Annotated in this window: 23 protein-coding genes; 13 read left to right on the top strand and 10 right to left on the bottom strand. The window is 39.2% G+C overall.

Annotation, left to right across the window (positions count from 1 at the left end; genetic code table 11):
- Positions 1 to 17: 17 nt before the first annotated feature.
- Genes AO498_RS09300 through coaD form a run of 3 tightly spaced genes read left to right on the top strand, consistent with a single transcriptional unit; the run spans position 18 to position 1892 of the window.
- Entirely contained in the window at positions 18 to 602 is a 585-nt protein-coding gene (locus AO498_RS09300) for a hypothetical protein (protein ID WP_067546442.1), read from the top strand.
- 12 nt (positions 603 to 614) lie between these two features.
- Complete coding sequence (locus tag AO498_RS09295; RefSeq protein WP_067546439.1) at positions 615 to 1433, top strand: DUF3822 family protein; 819 nt, start codon at positions 615 to 617, stop codon at positions 1431 to 1433.
- Positions 1434 to 1436: 3 nt separating this feature from the next.
- A complete protein-coding gene (gene coaD / locus AO498_RS09290; RefSeq protein WP_067546436.1) occupies positions 1437 to 1892 on the top strand; it encodes a pantetheine-phosphate adenylyltransferase in 456 nt (151 codons plus the stop codon).
- Here the strand turns inward: coaD and AO498_RS09285 are convergent.
- Positions 1880 to 2566: an NUDIX hydrolase gene (locus AO498_RS09285; protein WP_067546433.1), complete on the bottom strand. Its 687-nt coding sequence runs from the start codon at positions 2564 to 2566 to the stop codon at positions 1880 to 1882. The two genes, coaD and AO498_RS09285, sit on opposite strands and share 13 nt — an antisense overlap.
- Positions 2567 to 2665: 99 nt before the next feature.
- On the opposite strand from AO498_RS09285, the gene pyrE reads away from it, so the two are divergent.
- On the top strand, positions 2666 to 3310 hold the full coding sequence (gene pyrE, locus AO498_RS09280) for an orotate phosphoribosyltransferase (RefSeq protein ID WP_067546430.1): 645 nt from the start codon (positions 2666 to 2668) through the stop codon (positions 3308 to 3310).
- A 25-nt stretch (positions 3311 to 3335) separates the two neighbouring features.
- On the opposite strand, the gene AO498_RS09275 is transcribed toward pyrE, so the two are convergent.
- The 7 genes from AO498_RS09275 to AO498_RS09245 all read right to left on the bottom strand — a co-directional run bounded on the left by AO498_RS09275 (position 3336) and on the right by AO498_RS09245 (position 9637).
- The gene (locus tag AO498_RS09275; protein ID WP_067546427.1) at positions 3336 to 4526 is read right to left on the bottom strand and encodes a hypothetical protein; all 1191 of its coding nucleotides are present in this window, start codon (positions 4524 to 4526) and stop codon (positions 3336 to 3338) included.
- Between the two features lies 1 nt (position 4527).
- Positions 4528 to 5358, bottom strand: a complete 831-nt coding sequence (locus AO498_RS09270; protein ID WP_335339790.1) for a type 1 glutamine amidotransferase — start codon at positions 5356 to 5358, stop codon at positions 4528 to 4530.
- A 42-nt stretch (positions 5359 to 5400) separates the two neighbouring features.
- Positions 5401 to 6519 (bottom strand): carboxylate-amine ligase, encoded by a 1119-nt coding sequence (locus AO498_RS09265; protein ID WP_236778584.1) that lies wholly within the window; start codon positions 6517 to 6519, stop codon positions 5401 to 5403.
- Positions 6520 to 6529: 10 nt separating this feature from the next.
- The gene (locus AO498_RS09260; RefSeq protein WP_067546424.1) at positions 6530 to 7486 is read right to left on the bottom strand and encodes an ATP-grasp domain-containing protein; all 957 of its coding nucleotides are present in this window, start codon (positions 7484 to 7486) and stop codon (positions 6530 to 6532) included.
- A 113-nt stretch (positions 7487 to 7599) separates the two neighbouring features.
- On the bottom strand, positions 7600 to 8313 hold the full coding sequence (locus AO498_RS09255; RefSeq protein ID WP_067546421.1) for an esterase family protein: 714 nt from the start codon (positions 8311 to 8313) through the stop codon (positions 7600 to 7602).
- A 184-nt stretch (positions 8314 to 8497) separates the two neighbouring features.
- Positions 8498 to 9019, bottom strand: a complete 522-nt coding sequence (locus AO498_RS09250; RefSeq protein WP_148660212.1) for a hypothetical protein — start codon at positions 9017 to 9019, stop codon at positions 8498 to 8500.
- A gap of 108 nt (positions 9020 to 9127) precedes the next feature.
- Entirely contained in the window at positions 9128 to 9637 is a 510-nt protein-coding gene (locus AO498_RS09245) for a gamma carbonic anhydrase family protein (RefSeq protein WP_067546415.1), read from the bottom strand.
- 135 nt (positions 9638 to 9772) lie between these two features.
- Between AO498_RS09245 and AO498_RS09240 the strand changes: the two genes are divergently transcribed.
- The 7 genes from AO498_RS09240 to secG all read left to right on the top strand — a co-directional run bounded on the left by AO498_RS09240 (position 9773) and on the right by secG (position 16221).
- A complete protein-coding gene (locus AO498_RS09240) occupies positions 9773 to 10495 on the top strand; it encodes a YceI family protein (protein ID WP_067546412.1) in 723 nt (240 codons plus the stop codon).
- Positions 10496 to 10576: 81 nt separating this feature from the next.
- Positions 10577 to 11677, top strand: coding sequence for a DNA polymerase IV (gene dinB, locus AO498_RS09235; protein WP_067546409.1), 1101 nt, complete (start codon positions 10577 to 10579; stop codon positions 11675 to 11677).
- A gap of 125 nt (positions 11678 to 11802) precedes the next feature.
- Positions 11803 to 13278: a tRNA (N6-isopentenyl adenosine(37)-C2)-methylthiotransferase MiaB gene (gene miaB / locus AO498_RS09230; RefSeq protein ID WP_067546406.1), complete on the top strand. Its 1476-nt coding sequence runs from the start codon at positions 11803 to 11805 to the stop codon at positions 13276 to 13278.
- Positions 13275 to 14564, top strand: a complete 1290-nt coding sequence (locus tag AO498_RS09225) for a sigma-54 interaction domain-containing protein (protein WP_067546403.1) — start codon at positions 13275 to 13277, stop codon at positions 14562 to 14564. The genes miaB and AO498_RS09225 overlap by 4 nt, the downstream gene beginning before the upstream one ends.
- Complete coding sequence (locus AO498_RS09220) at positions 14551 to 15084, top strand: LptE family protein (protein WP_067546400.1); 534 nt, start codon at positions 14551 to 14553, stop codon at positions 15082 to 15084. Before AO498_RS09225 ends, AO498_RS09220 begins: the two co-directional genes overlap by 14 nt.
- A gap of 31 nt (positions 15085 to 15115) precedes the next feature.
- Positions 15116 to 15853 carry a hypothetical protein gene (locus AO498_RS09215; protein WP_067546397.1) on the top strand — a complete coding sequence of 246 codons (738 nt, stop codon included), beginning with the start codon at positions 15116 to 15118 and terminating at the stop codon, positions 15851 to 15853.
- Between the two features lie 14 nt (positions 15854 to 15867).
- Positions 15868 to 16221: a preprotein translocase subunit SecG gene (secG, locus tag AO498_RS09210; RefSeq protein ID WP_067546394.1), complete on the top strand. Its 354-nt coding sequence runs from the start codon at positions 15868 to 15870 to the stop codon at positions 16219 to 16221.
- Positions 16222 to 16300: 79 nt separating this feature from the next.
- Here the strand turns inward: secG and AO498_RS09205 are convergent, their stop codons facing one another.
- Positions 16301 to 16681: a hypothetical protein gene (locus tag AO498_RS09205; protein ID WP_192842551.1), complete on the bottom strand. Its 381-nt coding sequence runs from the start codon at positions 16679 to 16681 to the stop codon at positions 16301 to 16303.
- Between the two features lie 253 nt (positions 16682 to 16934).
- Positions 16935 to 17645: a hypothetical protein gene (locus AO498_RS09200; RefSeq protein ID WP_067546389.1), complete on the bottom strand. Its 711-nt coding sequence runs from the start codon at positions 17643 to 17645 to the stop codon at positions 16935 to 16937.
- A 226-nt stretch (positions 17646 to 17871) separates the two neighbouring features.
- On the opposite strand from AO498_RS09200, the gene AO498_RS09195 reads away from it, so the two are divergent.
- Positions 17872 to 18150 (top strand): co-chaperone GroES, encoded by a 279-nt coding sequence (locus tag AO498_RS09195; RefSeq protein ID WP_026954618.1) that lies wholly within the window; start codon positions 17872 to 17874, stop codon positions 18148 to 18150.
- A 34-nt stretch (positions 18151 to 18184) separates the two neighbouring features.
- The gene (gene groL, locus AO498_RS09190) at positions 18185 to 19813 is read left to right on the top strand and encodes a chaperonin GroEL (protein ID WP_067546386.1); all 1629 of its coding nucleotides are present in this window, start codon (positions 18185 to 18187) and stop codon (positions 19811 to 19813) included.
- The last annotated feature ends 188 nt before the right edge of the window (positions 19814 to 20001 follow it).

The raw sequence follows: 20001 nt of genomic DNA, 5'->3' as shown, positions 1-20001 counted from the left end.
TCTAAATCTCTATCAAAATGAATCTTACTAAAGTTCTCTCACTAGTTTTCTTTGCCATAGCTGCGTTTTTAGGCTACCTCCTTTGGAAAGGTGTTAACGACGTAGTAGAAGAAGAAAAAAGAATTGCTTTACTAGAAGCTGCCACCATCGAAAAGCTTGAAATGCTTCGCGATGCTCAATTGGCATTCCAAGCTTCTAACGGCAGATATTCTGGCACTTGGGATTCATTGAAAACATTTATCGAGACAGGTCAAATCTGGATCGTAGAGAGAAAAGAAACAACGAAACTATTGGAATACGGCGCAGAAGAAATCACTGTAACTATCGATACCTTGGGCTCAGTTGCTGTAATGGATTCATTGTTTAACACAAGAAAATATCCTGATTTCAATATCGCCCTTCTTCCAGTAGTACCAGGAACAGGTGGTAAGCAGTTCGAGTTCTTTGCGAACAAAATCGAAAAAACAGGTGGTTACATGGTAAGTGTGTTTGAAATTCGCGACCCTGCTCCTGTTAATCCAGAAAGAAGATTGAACAACAACGAAAAAGCTCTTAGAGTTGGATCCAGAACTGACGCTTCGACTGAAGGTAACTGGAAATAATAATCTCACACGTTGGAAAACAACTTAAAAGTTTACAAGAGTGATAGATTTGATGTGGAAAACACAGCGAGTCTATCACTTTTCATTTATCCGAGTTCTCTTTTTATTTTTTGCAAAGATCAGAACGAATCCAATCTTGCCATTCATCATTATTTATCCTTTGATGTCAACAAGATTGATCAGTTATTGACAGCTGATCATTTATTACGAATTGATGTCCCCGCCAAAGTTTATATTCACTCGGACTTATTTTCTTTAGTTCCTGGTGTGTTATTTCTCCCTGGAGAGGAAAAAACTTACTTAGGATATGCTTCAGAATTGGAGGAGAAAAGCCATTTTTTCAGCACTCCATTGGATAGCAATAACATTCAACTCGTCTCCTGTATTTCAGGAAAAATTAAAAAAACACTAGAAGCAAGATTTTCAGAAGTCCAATTCTATCACGGAGCAGTCTCCTTTCTTTCTTATTTGTTTAAAGAGCGATTTAACCTGATTGGTCAAGAAATTCTGATCGATTACTTTCACTCTCATATTTATTTAGCGGCATTTACCGACCAGGATTTATCGATATTTAACATGTTTGAGGTAAGTTCAAAAGAGGATTTACTTAAATATGCCTTTATTGTTCTTGAACAACTCAAGTACGATAGAAATCATGTTCGAATCACCGTTTTTGGAGCTTCTGAGGCAAGTGGTATCTCTGAAGCGTGGGGTAAAGAATACTTTCATCATTTCAGAATAATCCGTCCACATGCCAACCAAAACTACTCCCATGGTTTTAAGCATTTAAAATCAGAAAAATTGTTTGAAGCCGATTGGCAATATTCCTAAACCATGAAAAAAATCGCCATTTTTCCAGGTTCATTTGATCCGTTTACTTATGGACACCACGATATTGTCTTGAGAAGCTTGGATATTTTTGACGAGGTAATCATTGGTATTGGTTATAACTCAACCAAGAAAAACAGGTACTTCGAAATTGCCTTGATGGTTGAAAAGATCGAAAGCGTCTACACCGAAGAGCCAAGAGTCAAAGTCATCGTTTACAATGAACTTACTTCAACCCTGGCAAAAAAACATGGGGCAAACTTTTTAATCAGAGGACTCCGAAATACGACAGATTTCGAATATGAAAACACAATCAGTCAAATGAATCGGTACCTCAACGAGGATTTGGAAACTGTATTTTTGATCACCTCTCCACAATTTGCAGCAATTAGTTCCACTGTCATTCGCGAGGTTCACCGCTACGGAGGAAATGTCAAAGATTTTCTCCCTTATGAAATCTGAGGAAAAGTCTGATTTTTCAAGAACTGCTTAAACAAATACCTCATTGATGGGTAGGAATTAATCAAAGCAGTCTTAGCATCTCCTTCCGCAAACCAACCGATATCCTCGATTCCCTCTTCAGCTTGTGGTTTCATTCCTGCATCATTCACCACTTCCATGGTGTACCAATAGGTTTTTTTAAGAATGCTTTTTCGGTTTTGAGTGTACGTATGCCACGTATTGTATAAATGAGGTCCCAGTTTCACCTTCACATTACATTCTTCCTCTACCTCACGCTTGGCACATTCCTCTGGTGTTTCACCTTTATCTAGCTTTCCTTTAGGGAAATCCCACTTCCCCAAACGGTGAATCATGAGAATTTTATCTCCTTTTTTTACAATACCACCAGCCGCTTTGATGATTAAGAATCTACTTTTAACAAACTCCTTAAGTGCTCTTTTATCCTTAGTAACAATGGTAACCGAATCCAGATTTCTCATTTTTCTGGTACGCATCAAATAGAGTAATCGAATGATCACATTCTGATTAGGCTCATGAAAAAGTACATCTTCCTCCCATTCGACATCAGTATGTAATTCTTCAATTTCAGAATAGACATGCTCAAAAGACTTAGTGGCATCAAACTCCTCATAGCTCATTAGCTCAAGAGGTTTGTCATTCACGAAAATTCTCATGGTGCAGGAAGGATATTTTTAATTTTGCTGGTCAGCCAAAAATGCATAAAAAATTCAGTTGCCACAATTACCCCTGAAGTTTTCCCTTATTTTTGAGCCATGGAAATTCTCAATGCAAGCATCGCGGCAGAAGTAGCTAAAAAACTACTCGAAATTGAAGCTATTCGACTTCAACCAGACAAACCATTTACGTGGGCATCTGGATGGAAATCCCCTATTTACTGTGATAATCGACTTTCTCTTTCCTTTCCAGAAGTTAGAAATTTGATCAAAGAAAATTTGGTCAAATCGGTTCAGCATTTTTTCCCTCAAGTGGAAGCAATCGCAGGCGTAGCCACCGCAGGCATACCACAAGGCGCGCTTATCGCTAATGAATTAAGCCTCCCCTTCCTTTATGTTCGATCTAAACCTAAGGGACATGGTATGGAAAATATGATTGAAGGTAAAGTGACTCCAGGACAAAAAGTTGTGGTCGTGGAAGACCTTGTATCGACTGGAGGAAGTTCCTTAAAAGCGGCTGAGGATTTGAAAAAAGCTGGCTTTGAGGTAATGGGAATGGTGGCAATCTTCAGCTATGGCTTCGACGTAGCTACAAAAAACTTTGAAGAGGCAGGAATCAAGCTAATTTGTTTGAGTCACTATGACGCCCTTCTTCCTGAGGCAGTAAAAACAAATTACATTACCCCAGAAGCTTTAAATTCACTTGGGGAATGGCGAAAATCACCGTCCACTTGGATGCAATAAAAAAAGGCGGGTTAACCGCCTTTTTTTATTTCTCAAAGAGTCCAATGGAACCACCTACCCAATCTTTGTCTTTATTAAACTTCACCCCAATCATATCCCCTCTACTTAAGCGGACAAGATTTCCAACCACTTGTGGAGCCTCAGCTTTTTCAGGCCATAAACAAAGTAGCCGAACTTCCACCTTTACATTTCCGGTTGGAGACTTAATCACAGGTGCATAGTTCACTTTTTTCTGAAGAATATATAAATCTGGATTTTGAACTGCATCGATATCCTCCTGAGTCACATTGAAAACCACTCCAGAGCCTGAAAAAGAAAAGAGAGGTTTTAGAACATAATTCTCCAAATCCTCGGGTATGCGATCAAACTCACTCAAAAGCTTACTTTCTATAAAGTAAGGCCCACTTAGGAATGGCAAAATAAATTTTGAAATTCTAGAATACCAATTGGGATGGCCTGCCCACTCTACTTCCAAATCATCTTGGAAGCTGAAATTCAGTTTTAAATCCTTCCTCAATTCAAGTTCATCAAAGATTACCCGATTATAAATTCGCTTGATTTGGATCATTTTTCCTTCTCTATTTTGGTAGAAAAGTTTTCGATCCACCTTCTGGATTTGGGTAATACAAACATATTCGATTCCTAAATCACGCTTTGTGTAATAGAAATCAATTTTGGTATTCTGCTTTTCAGGTTCTATTTCAAGCAGAACAACCTCCTCAGGCTGATAATCCCCTAAGACAACTTCGCGAAGAATTTGAAGATATGACTTGGCATCCATTCCCTCAGGATAAGGACTTAATGATTCCAGAAAAGGGTAAAATTCTAGAAACTTTCTGTGCAGGTTAAATTGAAAATTAAAAATTGATGGGAAACCTTGGGCTTCTATCAGCTTAGGTACGATGTCCCCATTTTGTTCACAAATTCCAAAATCTATCGCCAAAAATTGAGTGTGACCATCTTCATTTGGTACTGATGGGTTTAATTCAATGGCACGCTGTGTTAATTGCTTGAAATTTGGCTGTCGGATTAAATCAAACACTTGTTCACAAGCTTCAAGCAGTTGCTTTTCTAACTTTTTGGGGATAAAGAAAGGGGTTTCAGCAATCCGAAATGTCGGCGAAAAACCAAAATCTCGACCTACATCTTTCAAAAATGCTTGGTATTTCTCTACTGAAAATTCGGTATTGAATCTTGCTCTTATTTCTTCAATCATATCAAATAAATGAAGGCGCCTGACCTGCTTTAATTTTCCAGAGCGATTGTTGCAAAAAATTCGGGATCAGAGTTTCATTAGTCCGGTAAATCTTTGATTCATCCACCAAGTTTTCCAACATTTCGCGAAACTTAGCTTTCCCTTTGAGCTCAATAATTTTTTCCTTCACCATTGGCTTTTTCAAATGTTCAAGGAAACTAACCGGATCAGCTTCAGGGTGAAATTGAGTTCCGACGATTTCATCTGAAAACCGGATAGCCATAATTGCCCGCTCATATTCGACATGATTACGGATTTTTTCCAAAGCAATTATTTTAGATCCAAGATGCTTGAACTTTCTAGGATTAGGCTGAACCACTTGAAAATCTCGAGAGTCAACTGCCCAAAAGGGATTATCCAAATTCTGAAGTAAATCATCCTGCATTCCATCCGGTGTTTTGTGCACCGTCATCACACCAAAGGAAGTTGATTTACGTTTTGTGATTTCTCCTAATCCAAAATGCTTGCATGCCATTTGAAAGGAATGACAAATCAAAAGCAAGTATTTTTTCTGACTATGATTTTGATTCCATATCCAGACTTGGTCCAAAAAATCATTGTACTTCAAATCCCAAACTCCATCACCTTCCAATGGGTTACCAGGACCTCCGGTGGAAATAAAAAGATCAAAATCTCTAATCTCTGGAATCTCCGATTTACCCCTTACGTCAAACTCACGAAAGGAAATCGAGTCCGAAAATTTGGACAAAATATCATGAATACAGCGCATACCCTGATTGGGCTCCCCATCATACATGTCCAAAATCGCCAAATTCACTTTTCTTTTTGCCACTTCAAATAAGGTGTTAAGTCTGAAGCAAAGGTACTCAATCCATCAAATTCCCTCGGTAAACTTTGAAGTAATAAAATCTACCACAGATTCTAGACTACCTGTTTGTTCAAAAACAGCGAGCTGTTGATCTGCACCGGTGCCTCGCTCAAGAATTTGATGCACATAATTGATTTCTTCTCTGCTTCCTAATTCATCGACAACATCATCCACAAAATCAAGAAGTTCAAGAATCAATTCACGGGTTGGAACTTCCACTTTCTTCCCAAAGTCTATCAGCAATCCCTCAATTCCATTCCTAGCTGCACGGAATTTATTTTCACGAATCAACGCAATCCTATAAATGTTGAAGCTGGTATTACTCATCAACAACTTGTACAATTTAGCTACCACAGCTTGAATCAAGGCTACCACGCAGATCGTCTCATCAACGGTAAGACACATGTCGCAAATTCTAAATTCGATGGTGGAGAAAAATGGGTGCATGCGCAAATCCCACCATATCTTCTTAGGATTGTCTATGCAATTCGTCTTGACCAATATTTCAAGAAAATTATCATAGGACTGAACAGAGTCGAAATACTCTGGTAATCCAGTTCGTGGAAATTTGGCAAAGACCTTAGCCCGAAATGCCTTGAAACCAGTGTTACGGCCTTCCCAAAAGGGAGAATTGGTTGTCAAGGCATAAATATGAGGAAGAAAATAGCAAGCCTGATTCATCAATTGAAGAGCAATCTCCCTACTCTCAATCCCGACATGGACATGAAGCCCAAAAATCAGGTTGGATCGCGCTATATCCTTCAGTTCATTGACAATATTGTGATACCTAGGATCATCGGTAATTTCCTGATCTTGCCATTTGGCAAAGGGGTGGGTACTTGATGCCCCCGCTACCAGGCCTTGAGCACGTGCTAATTCATCAATCTTTCTTCTGAGGAAAGAAACTTCTTTCCTTGCCTCTGCAATGTTTTGGCAGATATTCGTGCCGACTTCGACCACAGACTGATGCATTTCAGCCTTTACTTGTTCTCGAAGCTGAATCTTCCCTCCTTCTACGATCTTGGACATATGGGATCGAAGATCACGAGTAGTTGGGTCCAAAATCATGTATTCCTCCTCTACACCTAGGGTAAATTTGGGCAGCTTTTTCAATGCAATGGACATAATTCAGGGCTTAAAATCGTTTCGCCATTTCTACGGAGTCTTTTACAAAAGTCCCCCATGTCAAATTCATTTTTCCAGGTTTTTGAGCCTTGGCATAGGCAATGGCCATTTTTGCAGCTTCTTCTACCACCCATTCAAAATTCTCCTGACCAACCGAATTGACATCTGCATCCGGTGCAGGATTTCCAAAATCAATGGCATATGGAATTCCATCCCTCACAGCAAATTCCACCGTATTGAAATCATATCCAAGTCCTGTACAAAGCTTGATGGTATAATCTTTCACCGTTGATAATAGCTTTTTGGAAGAGGGAGCACGATCTACCACATAGCGCAGGTGATGTGGATTTCTAGGTTCGTATTCCATAATTCGGACAGCTTTTCCTCCTAGGCAATACACCCTGAAATATTCATCAAACACGATTTCTTCTTGTAGGAGCATAACCAGTTTTCCTGTTTCCGGATGCTTTTGAAAAAACTCCTCTTTGTTTTCCAAGCGATAGACATTTTTCCAACCTCCCCCTGCATAAGGCTTCATATATGCTGGAAACCCCACATAACTAAATATCCCCTCCCAATCTAAAGGAGCTACGAGATTTCTAAAAGACTTGGAAGTAGTGTCATCAGGATGTTCTGCGGAGGGCAAAATCACCGTTTTTGGAAGCGGCACTCCTAAGGTGTCAGCGAGACAGTTATTGAAAAATTTATCATCGGCGCTCCACCAAAAAGGATTGTTGATCACTGCTGTCCCAGTGAGGGCAGCATTCTTTAAATAAGCTCTATAAAAAGGCACATCCTGTGAAATCCGGTCAATAATCACCGCATATTCGGTCAATTCGTTTTGAATTACTTTATCAATCTTGACTGGCTCCGCCACGATACCTTTTGGCGCTAATTGATTGACGCGCTCCACAAAAGCATGAGGAAAAGTATCCTCCATGCCAAAAAGAATTCCAATTTTTTTCATTAGTCGAGGTATTTCATTTTTAAATTTCTAATCAAAACCTTACCCAAACAGGAATCGAAATAATTTATCGATCAATTTAAAGTATTGGTAAGGAGGGCTATATCCAGCCGGAATTAATCAAACTTGATCGTGCTGAGGTAATGAGGAAACATTTCTCTCCAGACCGGCCAGTCATGCTGTCGGTCTTGACGTACATCCAGCCAATGTGAAATATTTTTTTGTTTTAAAACTTCGTGAAGTTTCAGATTGGAATCAAAGCAGATATCCCAGTTGGAGGTACCCAAGACGATTCCCATTTTCCACAATTCAGCATCTTGAAGACCAGGAAGATATTCCAACGGACTATTGTAATAAATATCATCATGTTGAAACCCATCCATAAAACTTCGAATATCAAAAGCCCCACTCATACTGAATAAATGGCTCACATATCCCGGATGCCTGAAAGCAAAATTTGCAGCATGGTAGCCTCCAAAACTGCAGCCGGCTAGGGCTACTTTTGCTTGGGGTGTGTTTAATCGTACTCGCTCTACCAATTCATGGCAGATCATTTTATCGTAGGCAATATGCTGTTGGATTCTTTCATAAGGAGATACTGATTTATTGTAGAAGCTTTGTTTGTCATTGCTTTCTGGACAATAAATCTGAATCAATCCCTCATCGATAAACCACTGTGCAGATCCAATCAATCCCATGTCCTTATTTTCATGAAAAGACCCCATGGAAGTAGGAAAAAGAACAACCGGATATCCAGAATGACCAAAAACCAACATTTGTACATCTCGATGGAGATGTGGTGAATACCATTTGATATACTCTTCTTTCATAGAATTTTCAGTTTTCTTTATCTGGAGAAAAAATGGGTTGGAGATTATCCTCTTAAATAAAAATTCAATTCACAAGAATCTCATCTTTATTTCAACCACAAGTTTTTTTAAATACCGGAATGAAATACTACTCAAATTTCCTTGAAAAGAAAAGAAGTACAGGAAAGCAAAAATGAAGGTTCTATTAAATTCTGATTTCTTGGGAGGAACTACTTGTTTTTTTCCTCTGGCTCAAAAAAGACCAAACTCCCATCAGCAGGCAAATAACCAATCCACCTACGAAAATCCATTTGGATGTAGTAAAAAAAGAACATAATCTGACTAGTCCACTTTGGGTATCTGGAAACAACTTCAAAATCCGAAGAAGAAGAAGGTTTTCAATAAAATCAGTGAGCGAGATTAGAAGAGGCACCCAATAAAATTTCCGATTTCCGTGAAGAAATCGAAGAAGTCCCGAAAAGAAAAAAAAGTAAATGATCAGATAAGGCATGTCCAAGGCCCAAACTCCAAATCTGTAAATCTCTCTTTGGTCAGGATCAAGTTGGTTGAGAGAATGGTAGGCCTCTTCGACTGTGTAAGCAAATTTCAAATCCAAAGCATGATCCTTTGGCAAAAAAGAGCTTAAGAGGGTGTTTACCCAAATAAAAAGCAAGAGTAAAAGAAGAAGATTTCTTCCTCGTTCAAAGGGATAAAAAATCATACGCATTTCTAAAAATTGATTATTTCAAAAATAGTGAAGCGGTTCTTCCAAATCAAGAAAAACCACTTTAAAAGCTATTGAAAAACAGGAAATTACATTTCAAATCGAATACCCCTATTCATACCACGAGGCATACATCGGATAATTTTTGGCAGTCCTCGCAATTACTTCCCTCATCTCCGGCGTAATTTCTTTTACTTTTTTGGCAGGAATTCCAGCGTAAATAGAACCTGACTCAACAACAGTCCCTGCAAGAACAATAGCTCCGGCCGCAATGACTGAATCCGAATGAACTACCGCTCCATCCATGACAATCGCTCCCATACCTATTAAAACCCGGTCATGGATAGTACAGCCATGGACGCATGCATTATGAGCGATTGAAACTTGACTTCCAATGTATGTTGGCGCTTTTTGGTAAGTGCAGTGGATGATGGCTCCGTCCTGAATATTTGTTTCATCCCCAATTCGAATTTCATGTACATCTCCTCGGATGACAGCATTGAACCATACGGTACAGTTTTTTCCTAAAACAACATCTCCCACGATGGTGGAATTGGGAGCCAACCAACAATTTTCTCCAAAACTTGGAGCTATTTCCTTCACTGCTAAAATCAAGGCCATGCTTATCGAAATTTGAGCTAAACTATTTTTTCATCGAAAATTAGAAATTTTGAAACTCAAGAGAACTTTTTTCAGGAAAATCAGTTTCCATGTCTATACATTAAAAACCAAAACCAATACAACAACACAATTACTATGAAAATTACAAAGCAATTAGGCCTATTTGTAGCCGCTGCAATGCTTGCATTCGCTTGTGGAAATCCAGGAGACACCGTTGAAACAACTGACGCTCAAGAAGTAGCCGCAGGTGCTGGTGACACACTTTCTGTAGATTTGACTTCTTCTACAATTTCTTGGACAGGATATAAGCCGGCAGGAAAACACTTTGGAAAAATCCCAACTACTGGTGGTTCTTTAGTGGTATCTGGTGATCAAATCACTGCAGGTTCATTTACTTTTGACATCGTAGGCTTGAAAATCGAAGACATGGAAGAATCTAATGAATTCTATGGCAAGCTTTATGGACACCTTCAGTCTGCTGATTTCTTTGATGCAGCAAATTTCCCAACCGCAACCTTTGAAATCACAGGTGCAGAACCTTTTGCTGCAGGTGATGTAGTTGCAGACAAGGAAGAATTTACTACTGAAAATACTCCTGCATCTGACAGCTCATTGTCTCCAGAGGCACCAACACATTGGATCAGCGGTAACTTGACTATGAGAGGAACTACCAAAAACATCAAATTCCCAGCTGCTGTAAGCATTCAAAACGGAACTGTATCTGCCAAAGCTGGCTTCAATATCGATAGAACCCAGTGGGGATTGATGTATGGTGACGAATCTGCTGCAGTAGACAAAGCAAAAGACCAATTCATCTACAACACCGTTTCTTTGGTGTTGGACGTGACTGCTAAGTAATAACACAACTACCACAATATGTTAAAAAGGGATTCTTCAAGGATCCCTTTTTTTTATTTTCGAGAAACTTGAACTTCGAGAATGCCGCAACCCTATCAGGAAAATAATGCTGTTCGGAAAATTATCCATGTGGATATGGATGCATTTTATGCTTCTGTAGAGCAGCTGGATCATCCTGAATGGAGAGGCAAACCACTCGTAGTAGGAGGAAATGAAGCCAGAGGTGTGGTGGCCGCTGCAAGCTATGAAGCAAGGAAATTTGGGATTCATTCCGCAATGTCCTCTGCTTTAGCTGCTAAAAAATGTCCCCAATTGATTTTCGCAAAACCTCGATTTGATCGATACAAGGAAATTTCACTCCAAATCCGGGAAATTTTCTATAAATACACTGATCTTGTCGAACCCCTTTCCTTAGACGAAGCTTTTCTTGACGTCACTGAGAATAAAATGGGACTTAAATCTGCCATTTTAATAGCTCGACAAATCCGAGAAAAAATAAAATCAAAAACCGGACTGAATGCCTCTGCAGGAATTAGCTACAATAAATTTTTAGCAAAAACAGCTTCAGACCTTAATAAACCGAATGGCCAAGCAGTGATTCTTCCTGAAGAGGCTGAAGCATTTTTGGAGAAACTCCCCATTGGGAAATTCTTTGGAATTGGAAAAGTCACCGCAGAGAAAATGCAAAAGCTCGGAATTCATTCAGGAAAGGATCTCAAGGAATATTCCCTTCAGTTTTTAACCAAGAAATTCGGAAAATCCGGACTCCACTATTTTAATATTGTTCGGGGCATTCACCTTTCGGAAGTGCAGCCCCATCGTGTTCGAAAATCATTGAGCGCAGAAAACACGTTTGAAAAAGATTTGATTTCCCTGAAAGAAATGGAAAATCAACTCTATCCCATTTTTGAGGAGCTGATGAGGAGAATTGAAAAAATCGGAATCAAAGGCCGTACGATCACACTAAAACTGAAATATTCAGATTTCACCCTCCAAACTCGGAGCAAAACACTGGAGCAGTATCCGGAAAAAGGCATGATTTGGCAGATAGGATTGGAATTGCTCAGACAAGAAGAAATCCCTAAACCTGTCCGACTCCTAGGCTTGGGAATTTCCAACCTGAATATCACTGAGGAACAAGAATTCCTAGGTAGTCAACTTAAAATCCCTTTCGAGGAATAGTTCTCAAGAATAAATAAGCGCTTTCTCTGCCATTTTGTCTGCGTTTTAATAATTTTGCAACCTCACTACTGACTTGGAAGTACTAGTACAGGTCATCTATAACTACAGATTAGCATAAAAGCCATATGGATTTAATCAAAGACATCGATATACTCTCTGGAGAAGAAGCGCAAGCGGTTGATTATAAAACCACCTCGGATGAAAATACCGGTAAGACCAAGAAACTCTATATTGAGAGTTATGGCTGTCAAATGAATTTTTCTGATTCGGAGATTGTGGCTTCCATTATGAAAGAAAATGGATTTGATACCACTTCCGACTTCAATCAAGCTGATGTCGTCTTTTTAAACACCTGCTCAATTCGTGAAAAAGCTGAGCAAACCGTACGAAATAGACTAAACCATTTCAATGCTGTCAAAAAGCATAAACCAGAAATGACCATAGGAGTATTGGGATGTATGGCTGAGCGATTGAAAGAAAAACTTCTCGAAGAAGAAAAAATCGTCGATGTGGTCGTTGGACCTGATGCCTATCGAGATCTCCCAAATTTGGTTAATGCAGCAGAAGATGGACGAAAAGGAGTCAATACCTTCCTATCACGAGAGGAAACGTATGCTGACATCGCTCCTGTTCGATTAAATTCAAATGGTGTGACAGCTTTCATTTCCATTATGAGAGGCTGTGATAATATGTGCTCTTTCTGCGTGGTACCTTTTACTCGCGGAAGGGAAAGAAGCCGGGATCCACATTCCATCGTAGCCGAAGCACAGGATTTATTTGCAAAAGGATATCGTGAGGTAACCCTTTTGGGCCAAAATGTAGATAGCTACAAATGGTCTCCTGAAGAGAACAATAAAGCCCGCCTCAATAAAAAAGAGGAAGAAGTCAGCACTGTTGTCAACTTTGCCAACTTACTTGAAATGGTAGCTCAAGTAAGTCCATTATTGCGAGTTCGATTTTCCACTTCTCATCCTAAAGACATTACAGACGAAGTACTTTTTACCATGAAGAAGTACGATAATATCTGCAAATACATCCATTTACCTGTTCAATCTGGAAATAGCCGAGTCTTGGAATTAATGAACAGAACCTATGACCGAGATTGGTATCTCGATCGGGTAAGAGCGATTAGAGAGATTCTAGGCCAAGAATGCGGTATTTCTTCTGATATGATTGCAGGGTTTTGCTCTGAAACTGAGGAAGAGCATCAAGACACCTTGACGCTTATGGATATCGTGAAGTATGATTTCTCTTACATGTTTTATTATTCTGAAAGACCAGGGACATTGGCTGCTAAAAAATATGAGGACGATATTCCGCTGGACATCAAAAAACGTCGTTTGGCTGAGATTATTGAAAAGCAAAACCAATTGTCTTTTGAACGAAACAAACTTGATCTTGGTAAGGAGCAAATCATTCTGGTAGAAGGAACCTCCAAAAAGTCAGATACTGAATTTAAAGGGAGAAATTCTGCGAATAAAGTCGTGATTATCCCCTCTCAAGGTGTCAAACTAGGAGACTATGTTAAAGTAAAGATCACCGATTGCACCCCTGCTACCCTATTTGGGCAAATAGTAGAAATTAATCCGGCAATGGCATGATTGAACCTTCAGAAATTCAAAGCATCAAACAGCGCTTTGGGATTATTGGAAACAGCCCACTTCTGAATCATGCGATTCAAGTGGCCATGCAGGCTTCTCCTACCGAAATGACCGTCTTGATCACTGGAGAAAGTGGTAGTGGAAAAGAGAGCTTTTCTAAAATCATCCATTCACTTTCGCTACGAAAGCATGGCAAATTCATTGCAATCAACTGTGGTGCTATTCCTGAAGGAACGATAGATTCTGAGCTATTTGGACACGAAAAAGGATCCTTTACCGGTGCGCATGAAGCTCGAAAGGGGTATTTTGAAGTGACGGATGGAGGCACGATTTTTCTGGACGAAATTGGAGAGATGCCTCTCGGGACTCAATCCAGATTACTTCGGGTCTTGGAAAATGGAGAGTTTATTCGAGTTGGATCTTCTAAAGTCCAAAAAACCAATGTCCGCGTAATTGCTGCCACAAACGTCAATTTGATCAAAGCAGTTGAAAAAGGGAAATTCAGAGAAGACCTATATTATCGCCTGAATACCGTTCCGATTTTCGTCCCTCCCCTACGAGAACGAGGCGAGGATATGGTTTTATTGTTCAGAAAATTTACCACAGACTTTTCGGAAAGATATCATGTAAAACCTATCACGCTAGATGCAGAAGCTCAAGCTTTATTAATGCGGTATCCTTTCCCTGGTAATATCCGACAGCTAAAAAATATTGCAGAACAGGTTTCCTTGTTGGAAGAGACTCGAGAGGTTAGTGCAAAAACTTTGGGAAGGTATCTTCCTCAAGATTCCAGTCGTCTTCCAGTAGCGCTTACCGGGCAAAGTGGGTCAAATGATGGAATGGATTTTTCGGAACGAGACATTTTGTACAAAGTCCTTTTTGACATGAAAAAGGATATGAACGAATTGAAAAAACTCGTACTTGAATCATTTCAAAGTGGAAATCTGAATACAAGCATTTTGCAAAAGCACCAAGGCTTGTTTGAGGACATTGAAACAAAAATTCCTTCTCAAGAAAGTTCTGAGAGTTCTTCTCCCTACACTGTTCCACTTGTACTCGAGCCACAAAAAAGTGGGAATTTGGACGATTTAGATTATGAAGAAGACATCATAGAAGATATTCTTCATGAGGAAGATGACAATTCACTTTCGCTCGAGCGGAAAGAAAAAGAAATGATTCTTAAAGCCCTCAGAAAGCACAACAACAAGCGTAAATATGCCGCACAGGATTTGGGGATTTCAGAACGCACCCTTTACCGAAAAATCAAACAATATGAAATCGAATAGTAGATTGTTTTTTTGGGGATTGGTGTGGTTCATTTTTCAATCCTGCTCGGTGAAGTACAGCTTCACTGGGACAAATATTAATTATGAAGTAGTCAAGACTTTTTCAGTCGAAAACTTTTTCAATGATTCAGGAAATGGGCCTGCGAACATGGAACAACGATTTACGGAAGCGCTGAAAGAATATTACCAAAGGAATACACAATTAGAGCTAGTCAGATCAAATGGGGATCTCCAATTTTCTGGAGCAATTAATGGGTATTCCATCACCCCACAGGCGGTTGTTTCCAGCGGTTCATCTAATGTTCCTGATCGGGCAGGTCAAATGCGTTTGACCATCCGTGTCGAAGTAGAATATCTAAATCAAACCAATGAGGAAGAAAATTTAAAGCAGACGTTTTCTTTCTTTAAGGATTACGACCCGCGTACGACCACCTTACTCGATGTAGAAAGTCAATTGGTGGAAGAAATATTTGAGGTCATCATCCAGGATATTTTTACCGCAACTGTGGCAAACTGGTAAATTGACTATATTAGAAACCAAACTTTAGCCCGTGAACGCCCAAACATTTCTGGAACTCATCCAAAAATCTGATAATCTGGAAAAAGGAGATTTTCTTCAACTGAAGAAAATTCAGGAAAACTTCCCTTATTTCCAGATACCCTATGTTTTGGGGGCTAGATATGAACTAGCCAAGTTTCCTGACAAAAAATCAAGTCAGCTTGCTTTTGCTGCGGTCACTTCTCCTAATCGACTTTTCTTGAAAACTTGGTTGGAAAAACCAATTTCTACCTCTACTGAATCAAAAGAACAGGCCGATCTACTCCCCGAAGAAAACTCAGAGCTCCAAGATTCATCCAAGCGAACCGAATCATTGAAAATGCTAGGTGAAAAACTGAAAGGAAATGCTGAGGAAAAGCCAAGTCCAACAAAGACTGCTCGACCAAAACGTAAAAGGCCTGCAGATGACTTGATTGAGACCATCAAGCGAAAAGAGAAGAAGGAGATTTTGGACTCAAAGAAGAAAGAGCAAATAGATTTGATCAAGGCCTTTAGTAAAAAAGAGATCAAAATTGCGACAATCAAAGAGATTGAGGCCAACCAAAACACCGAAAATCTTGCCGAATCTAGCACTCAACTCAATGACAACTTAATGTCCGAGACTTTTGCAAAAATCTTGGTAAGACAAGGCAAAAAAGAGATGGCTATAGAGATTTATGAAAAATTGAGCTTGAAGTTTCCCGATAAAAGGACTTACTTTGCGGACTTAATTGAAAAATTGAAAGATTAACCTTACTTACTTATATGTTCAACTTATTAATCGGAGTGATTTTGATTTTGGCATTTTTGCTAATCTTAGTGATCCTAGGTCAAAATTCAAAAGGTGGTGCAGGTGCTGCATTTGGTGGTAGTGCATCTCAAATTATGGGAGTTACACGCACTGGTAACGTATTAGAAAAAGCAACTTGGATTCTAGCTGTAGCAATTTTGGCTCTTTCTCTGGTATCTTCTGCGTTCTATACCAGTAGCCAGCCTAACCAATTTTCTTCTCCAAATATCGAAAGTGCTAAGCAGCAAGTAGTTACACCAGCATTCGAAAACTCTGAAAGCTTAACTCCAGCAGCTGAGCAAGCAACTGATACTACATCGCAACAATAAAATATCGATAATTGAAAAAGCCAGCTTCAAAGAATGAAGCTGGCTTTTTTTTGTAAATACATTTTTTATCTCATTCTGTTTAGCCTCTTTTTTCCAAATAACTCAGTAATTCAATCTTTTGATCTAGGTTATCTGTCATCCAATTGATACAATCTTCTGAATGATCAAATAATTCCACCTCAAGATTTAATAAGGGTGCCGAAAGTTTAAAGAGTGAAAAAATAAATCGCTGATTTAGCGTTGAAATGATTAACCCATACTTTTTTTTCTGTGGAATGGCCACTTTTGATCTATGGTTACGGATAAAATCAGGAACATCAATTCTATACCCAACCGCAGTACAATCCCTGAAATCACAGATCAAAGGATAAGTAATTGAATAGTCTGGTTCAGAAATGATATCCGAGGTAAACGCTTGCATATCACTCAGCCGAAGTTTACCGAAGAATTTTGCCACCATAAATCCGGAATTTGGAAAAATCTTAATCGAATATTTTTTTTCTGAAAATGGGGGTATAACCGACATTAATAATTTGAGTAAATCGAAATCAGAAGGTGCAAAATTCTACTGCCTAGCCAAATTAATAAGAATTAAGATAAACTAAGGCTTTCAAAAATTAAAGGACCTTTTATGCAGCAAAAATAAATGCATAGCAAATACTTATTAATACCATTCAAAAGATAAATCGTTAGATAATTTACCTTTTCAAACATTATTCTACGACCGACTTTAAAAGCAATCGTTTTCCTATTGGAATCAATGTTTCTTCAATTGGAAAGGAATCTTGACTATGCATTCTCCAGGCAGCGGGATTAGGTAATTCCTTAATTTCTTTGACTAGTTCCAACTTGAGTTTTTCAAGTGTATTGACAAGGCTTCTCTGAAATACTCCAACAAGCCATAGCGTTATGCTTCTAAACCGCTCTCCTGCTAATTGCAAAAAGTTAGATTTATATCTAAATGTGTGAACTTCATTCGCGCTTTCCTGGGTGAGAAAAATATATCCTTCTCGGGTGTAAATCGGAAGGATACCAACCGGTTCAAATTCAATTTGCTCTTCTATAAAATCAAAAATTGCCTTTCCTTCTTCAATATGAGATTTGAGTCTTGGCAATGCAAAAGAGGTAATTTGTCCAATTTCCTCCATCACTTGACCATCTTCAATCCGGGTCGAATAGTGTAATTGAGCTGCTTTGAAATCAATCCCATTCAGGGCTTTTGGAAAAAGATTTTTTAACTCCGTCTTACCAGATTCCAATTCAGCCAGATTTCTATGGTGATCAATTAAATCCCCAAGCACTGGGTAAAGCTTAACTGCTTTAAATTCCTTTTCTACTGATTGAAGATAGGCCAACAACTGATACTTTTTGAACTCAAAATCAATGAGACCTTCCGTGATCCAATTTTTGGGTAGCGATTTCATAGGTTTAATAGCTAAAATTCATCTGTCATAATTTAAAGAATTCTGACATTTTTTGCTGACAAAATTGAAATTATGACAGGATCATCTGTCAAAAAACAGGCTTCAAATCCAAGAAAAAAGCCGTATTTACAGCCGATTTGTCAGAAAGCACGCTTTAACTTGGCTTGGCACAAGAAGTGCACAACGGCCAATAGCATTTTAATCTAACCTTAAACAATACATATCTATGTCAAACGTGAACATCAAACCTCTAGCAGACCGAGTTTTGGTACAGCCAGCTGCAGCTGAAGAGAAAACTGCTTCCGGACTTTACATCCCGGACACTGCCAAGGAAAAGCCTCAAAGAGGAACTGTCGTAGCAGTGGGTAACGGCAAAAAAGATGAGCCATTGACTGTAAAAGTAGGAGACACTGTTTTGTACGGTAAGTATTCCGGAACTGAGCTCAGCGTAGATGGAGCAGACTACCTTATCATGAGAGAATCTGACATTTTCGCAATCCTTTAATCATTCATTCACAAACTGAAAAAATTTAAAAAAAATGGCTAAACAACTGTTTTTCGATACTAACGCTAGAGATCAACTGAAGAAAGGCGTAGACGCATTGGCGGATGCAGTAAAAGTAACTTTGGGTCCAAAAGGCCGAAACGTAATCATTGACAAAAAATTCGGTGCACCAACCATCACTAAAGACGGTGTATCTGTAGCAAAAGAGATCGAATTGGCTGAGCCAATCGAAAATATGGGGGCTCAACTTGTAAAAGAAGTAGCTTCTAAAACTGCTGACAATGCTGGTGATGGTACTACTACTGCTACAGTATTGGCACAAGCAATCTTCAACGTCGGAATCAAGAACGTGGCTGCTGGTGCAAACCCAATGGATCTCAAGAGAGGAATTGATAAAGCTGTTGCAGCTGTAGTTTCTGAATTAAGAAACAATTCCAAGCAAATCTCAACTTCCAAGGAAATCGCTCAAGTTGCTACTGTTTCTGCAAACAACGACGAAGAGATCGGAAAAATGATCGCTGACGCGATGGATAAAGTTGGAAAAGATGGAGTAATCACTGTAGAAGAGGCAAAAGGTACCGAAACAGAAGTGAAAACTGTAGAAGGTATGCAGTTTGACAGAGGTTACCTTTCTCCATATTTCGTAACCAACACTGAGAAAATGGAAGCTGAATTGGATCATCCTTTCATCTTGATCTACGACAAGAAGATCTCTTCCATGAAAGAACTACTTCCAGTATTGGAGCCAGTTGCTCAGTCTGGTAAGCCTTTGTTGATCATCGCTGAAGATGTAGATGGAGAAGCTTTGGCTACCTTGGTGGTTAACAAAATCAGAGGTGCTTTGAAAGTAGCCGCTGTAAAAGCTCCTGGATTCGGAGATAGAAGAAAAGCAATGTTGGAAGACATCGCTATCCTAACCGGAGGAACTGTAATCTCTGAAGAAAGAGGTTTCAAATTAGAGAATGCTACTCCTGACATGCTAGGAAGAGCAGAAAAAATCAATATCGATAAGGACAATACCACTATCGTTAACGGTGCTGGTGATGCAGCTGCTATCAAAGGTAGAATTGCTGAGATCAAAGCTCAAATCGAAAAAACAACTTCAGATTACGACAGAGAAAAGCTTCAAGAACGATTGGCTAAGCTTTCTGGCGGTGTAGCTATCCTTTATATCGGTGCAGCTACTGAAGTTGAAATGAAAGAGAAAAAAGACAGAGTTGATGATGCTTTGCATGCTACTAGAGCTGCCGTACAAGAAGGTGTTGTAGTAGGTGGTGGTGTTGCTCTTGTAAGAGCTGCATCAGCCTTGGATAGCATCAAAGGATCTAACGACGATCAAGATACAGGTATCAACATCATCAGAACTGCAATCGAAGCTCCTTTGAGAACAATCGTTAGCAATGCTGGCGGCGAACCTTCTGTTGTAATTAATAAAATCAGAGAAAATAAAGGCAACTTCGGTTACAATGCTAGAACAGATGAATACCAAGATCTTTTCGAAGCTGGTGTAATCGACCCAACTAAAGTGACTCGACTTGCTTTGGAAAATGCGGCCTCTATTGCCTCCTTGCTTTTGACCACTGAATGTGTGGTAGCAGATGTTAAAGAAGATAGTCCTGCTATGCCTCCAATGGGTGGCGGAGGAATGGGCGGAATGATGTAATTCCAACCTATTCAAAATAGGAAAGGAGATCCAAGTTGGATCTCCTTTTTTCATTCTTTTATCCTAGACAAAATACAATTCACTTTTACTCAAATTTCAGCACTAATTGGGCTTATTTCCCATTAATCCATCTTTTGCAAAAAATAATAATAGGATAAAGCTTAGAATCTCAAACGACTTTTTAATAT

It is taken from the genome of Algoriphagus sanaruensis (assembly GCF_001593605.1).
Classification (GTDB): Bacteria; Bacteroidota; Bacteroidia; order Cytophagales; family Cyclobacteriaceae; genus Algoriphagus; species Algoriphagus sanaruensis.
This window is presented reverse-complemented; position numbering and strand designations above follow the sequence as displayed.

What these genes read in the sequence shown, in the direction of transcription:
- groL (WP_067546386.1), top strand. Translation starts at nt 18,185, where the DNA reads ATGGCTAAACAACTGTTTTTCGATACTAACGCTAGAGATCAACTGAAG.
- AO498_RS09300 (WP_067546442.1), top strand. Translation starts at nt 18, where the DNA reads ATGAATCTTACTAAAGTTCTCTCACTAGTTTTCTTTGCCATAGCTGCG.
- AO498_RS09285 (WP_067546433.1), bottom strand. Translation starts at nt 2,566, where the DNA reads ATGAGAATTTTCGTGAATGACAAACCTCTTGAGCTAATGAGCTATGAG.
- AO498_RS09205 (WP_192842551.1), bottom strand. Translation starts at nt 16,681, where the DNA reads ATGGTGGCAAAATTCTTCGGTAAACTTCGGCTGAGTGATATGCAAGCG.
- AO498_RS09250 (WP_148660212.1), bottom strand. Translation starts at nt 9,019, where the DNA reads ATGCGTATGATTTTTTATCCCTTTGAACGAGGAAGAAATCTTCTTCTT.
- AO498_RS09260 (WP_067546424.1), bottom strand. Translation starts at nt 7,486, where the DNA reads ATGAAAAAAATTGGAATTCTTTTTGGCATGGAGGATACTTTTCCTCAT.
- AO498_RS09265 (WP_236778584.1), bottom strand. Translation starts at nt 6,519, where the DNA reads ATGTCCATTGCATTGAAAAAGCTGCCCAAATTTACCCTAGGTGTAGAG.
- AO498_RS09255 (WP_067546421.1), bottom strand. Translation starts at nt 8,313, where the DNA reads ATGAAAGAAGAGTATATCAAATGGTATTCACCACATCTCCATCGAGAT.
- AO498_RS09195 (WP_026954618.1), top strand. Translation starts at nt 17,872, where the DNA reads ATGTCAAACGTGAACATCAAACCTCTAGCAGACCGAGTTTTGGTACAG.
- AO498_RS09220 (WP_067546400.1), top strand. Translation starts at nt 14,551, where the DNA reads ATGAAATCGAATAGTAGATTGTTTTTTTGGGGATTGGTGTGGTTCATT.
- secG (WP_067546394.1), top strand. Translation starts at nt 15,868, where the DNA reads ATGTTCAACTTATTAATCGGAGTGATTTTGATTTTGGCATTTTTGCTA.
- miaB (WP_067546406.1), top strand. Translation starts at nt 11,803, where the DNA reads ATGGATTTAATCAAAGACATCGATATACTCTCTGGAGAAGAAGCGCAA.
- AO498_RS09225 (WP_067546403.1), top strand. Translation starts at nt 13,275, where the DNA reads ATGATTGAACCTTCAGAAATTCAAAGCATCAAACAGCGCTTTGGGATT.
- AO498_RS09240 (WP_067546412.1), top strand. Translation starts at nt 9,773, where the DNA reads ATGAAAATTACAAAGCAATTAGGCCTATTTGTAGCCGCTGCAATGCTT.
- pyrE (WP_067546430.1), top strand. Translation starts at nt 2,666, where the DNA reads ATGGAAATTCTCAATGCAAGCATCGCGGCAGAAGTAGCTAAAAAACTA.
- coaD (WP_067546436.1), top strand. Translation starts at nt 1,437, where the DNA reads ATGAAAAAAATCGCCATTTTTCCAGGTTCATTTGATCCGTTTACTTAT.
- dinB (WP_067546409.1), top strand. Translation starts at nt 10,577, where the DNA reads ATGCCGCAACCCTATCAGGAAAATAATGCTGTTCGGAAAATTATCCAT.
- AO498_RS09275 (WP_067546427.1), bottom strand. Translation starts at nt 4,526, where the DNA reads ATGATTGAAGAAATAAGAGCAAGATTCAATACCGAATTTTCAGTAGAG.
- AO498_RS09200 (WP_067546389.1), bottom strand. Translation starts at nt 17,645, where the DNA reads ATGAAATCGCTACCCAAAAATTGGATCACGGAAGGTCTCATTGATTTT.
- AO498_RS09245 (WP_067546415.1), bottom strand. Translation starts at nt 9,637, where the DNA reads ATGGCCTTGATTTTAGCAGTGAAGGAAATAGCTCCAAGTTTTGGAGAA.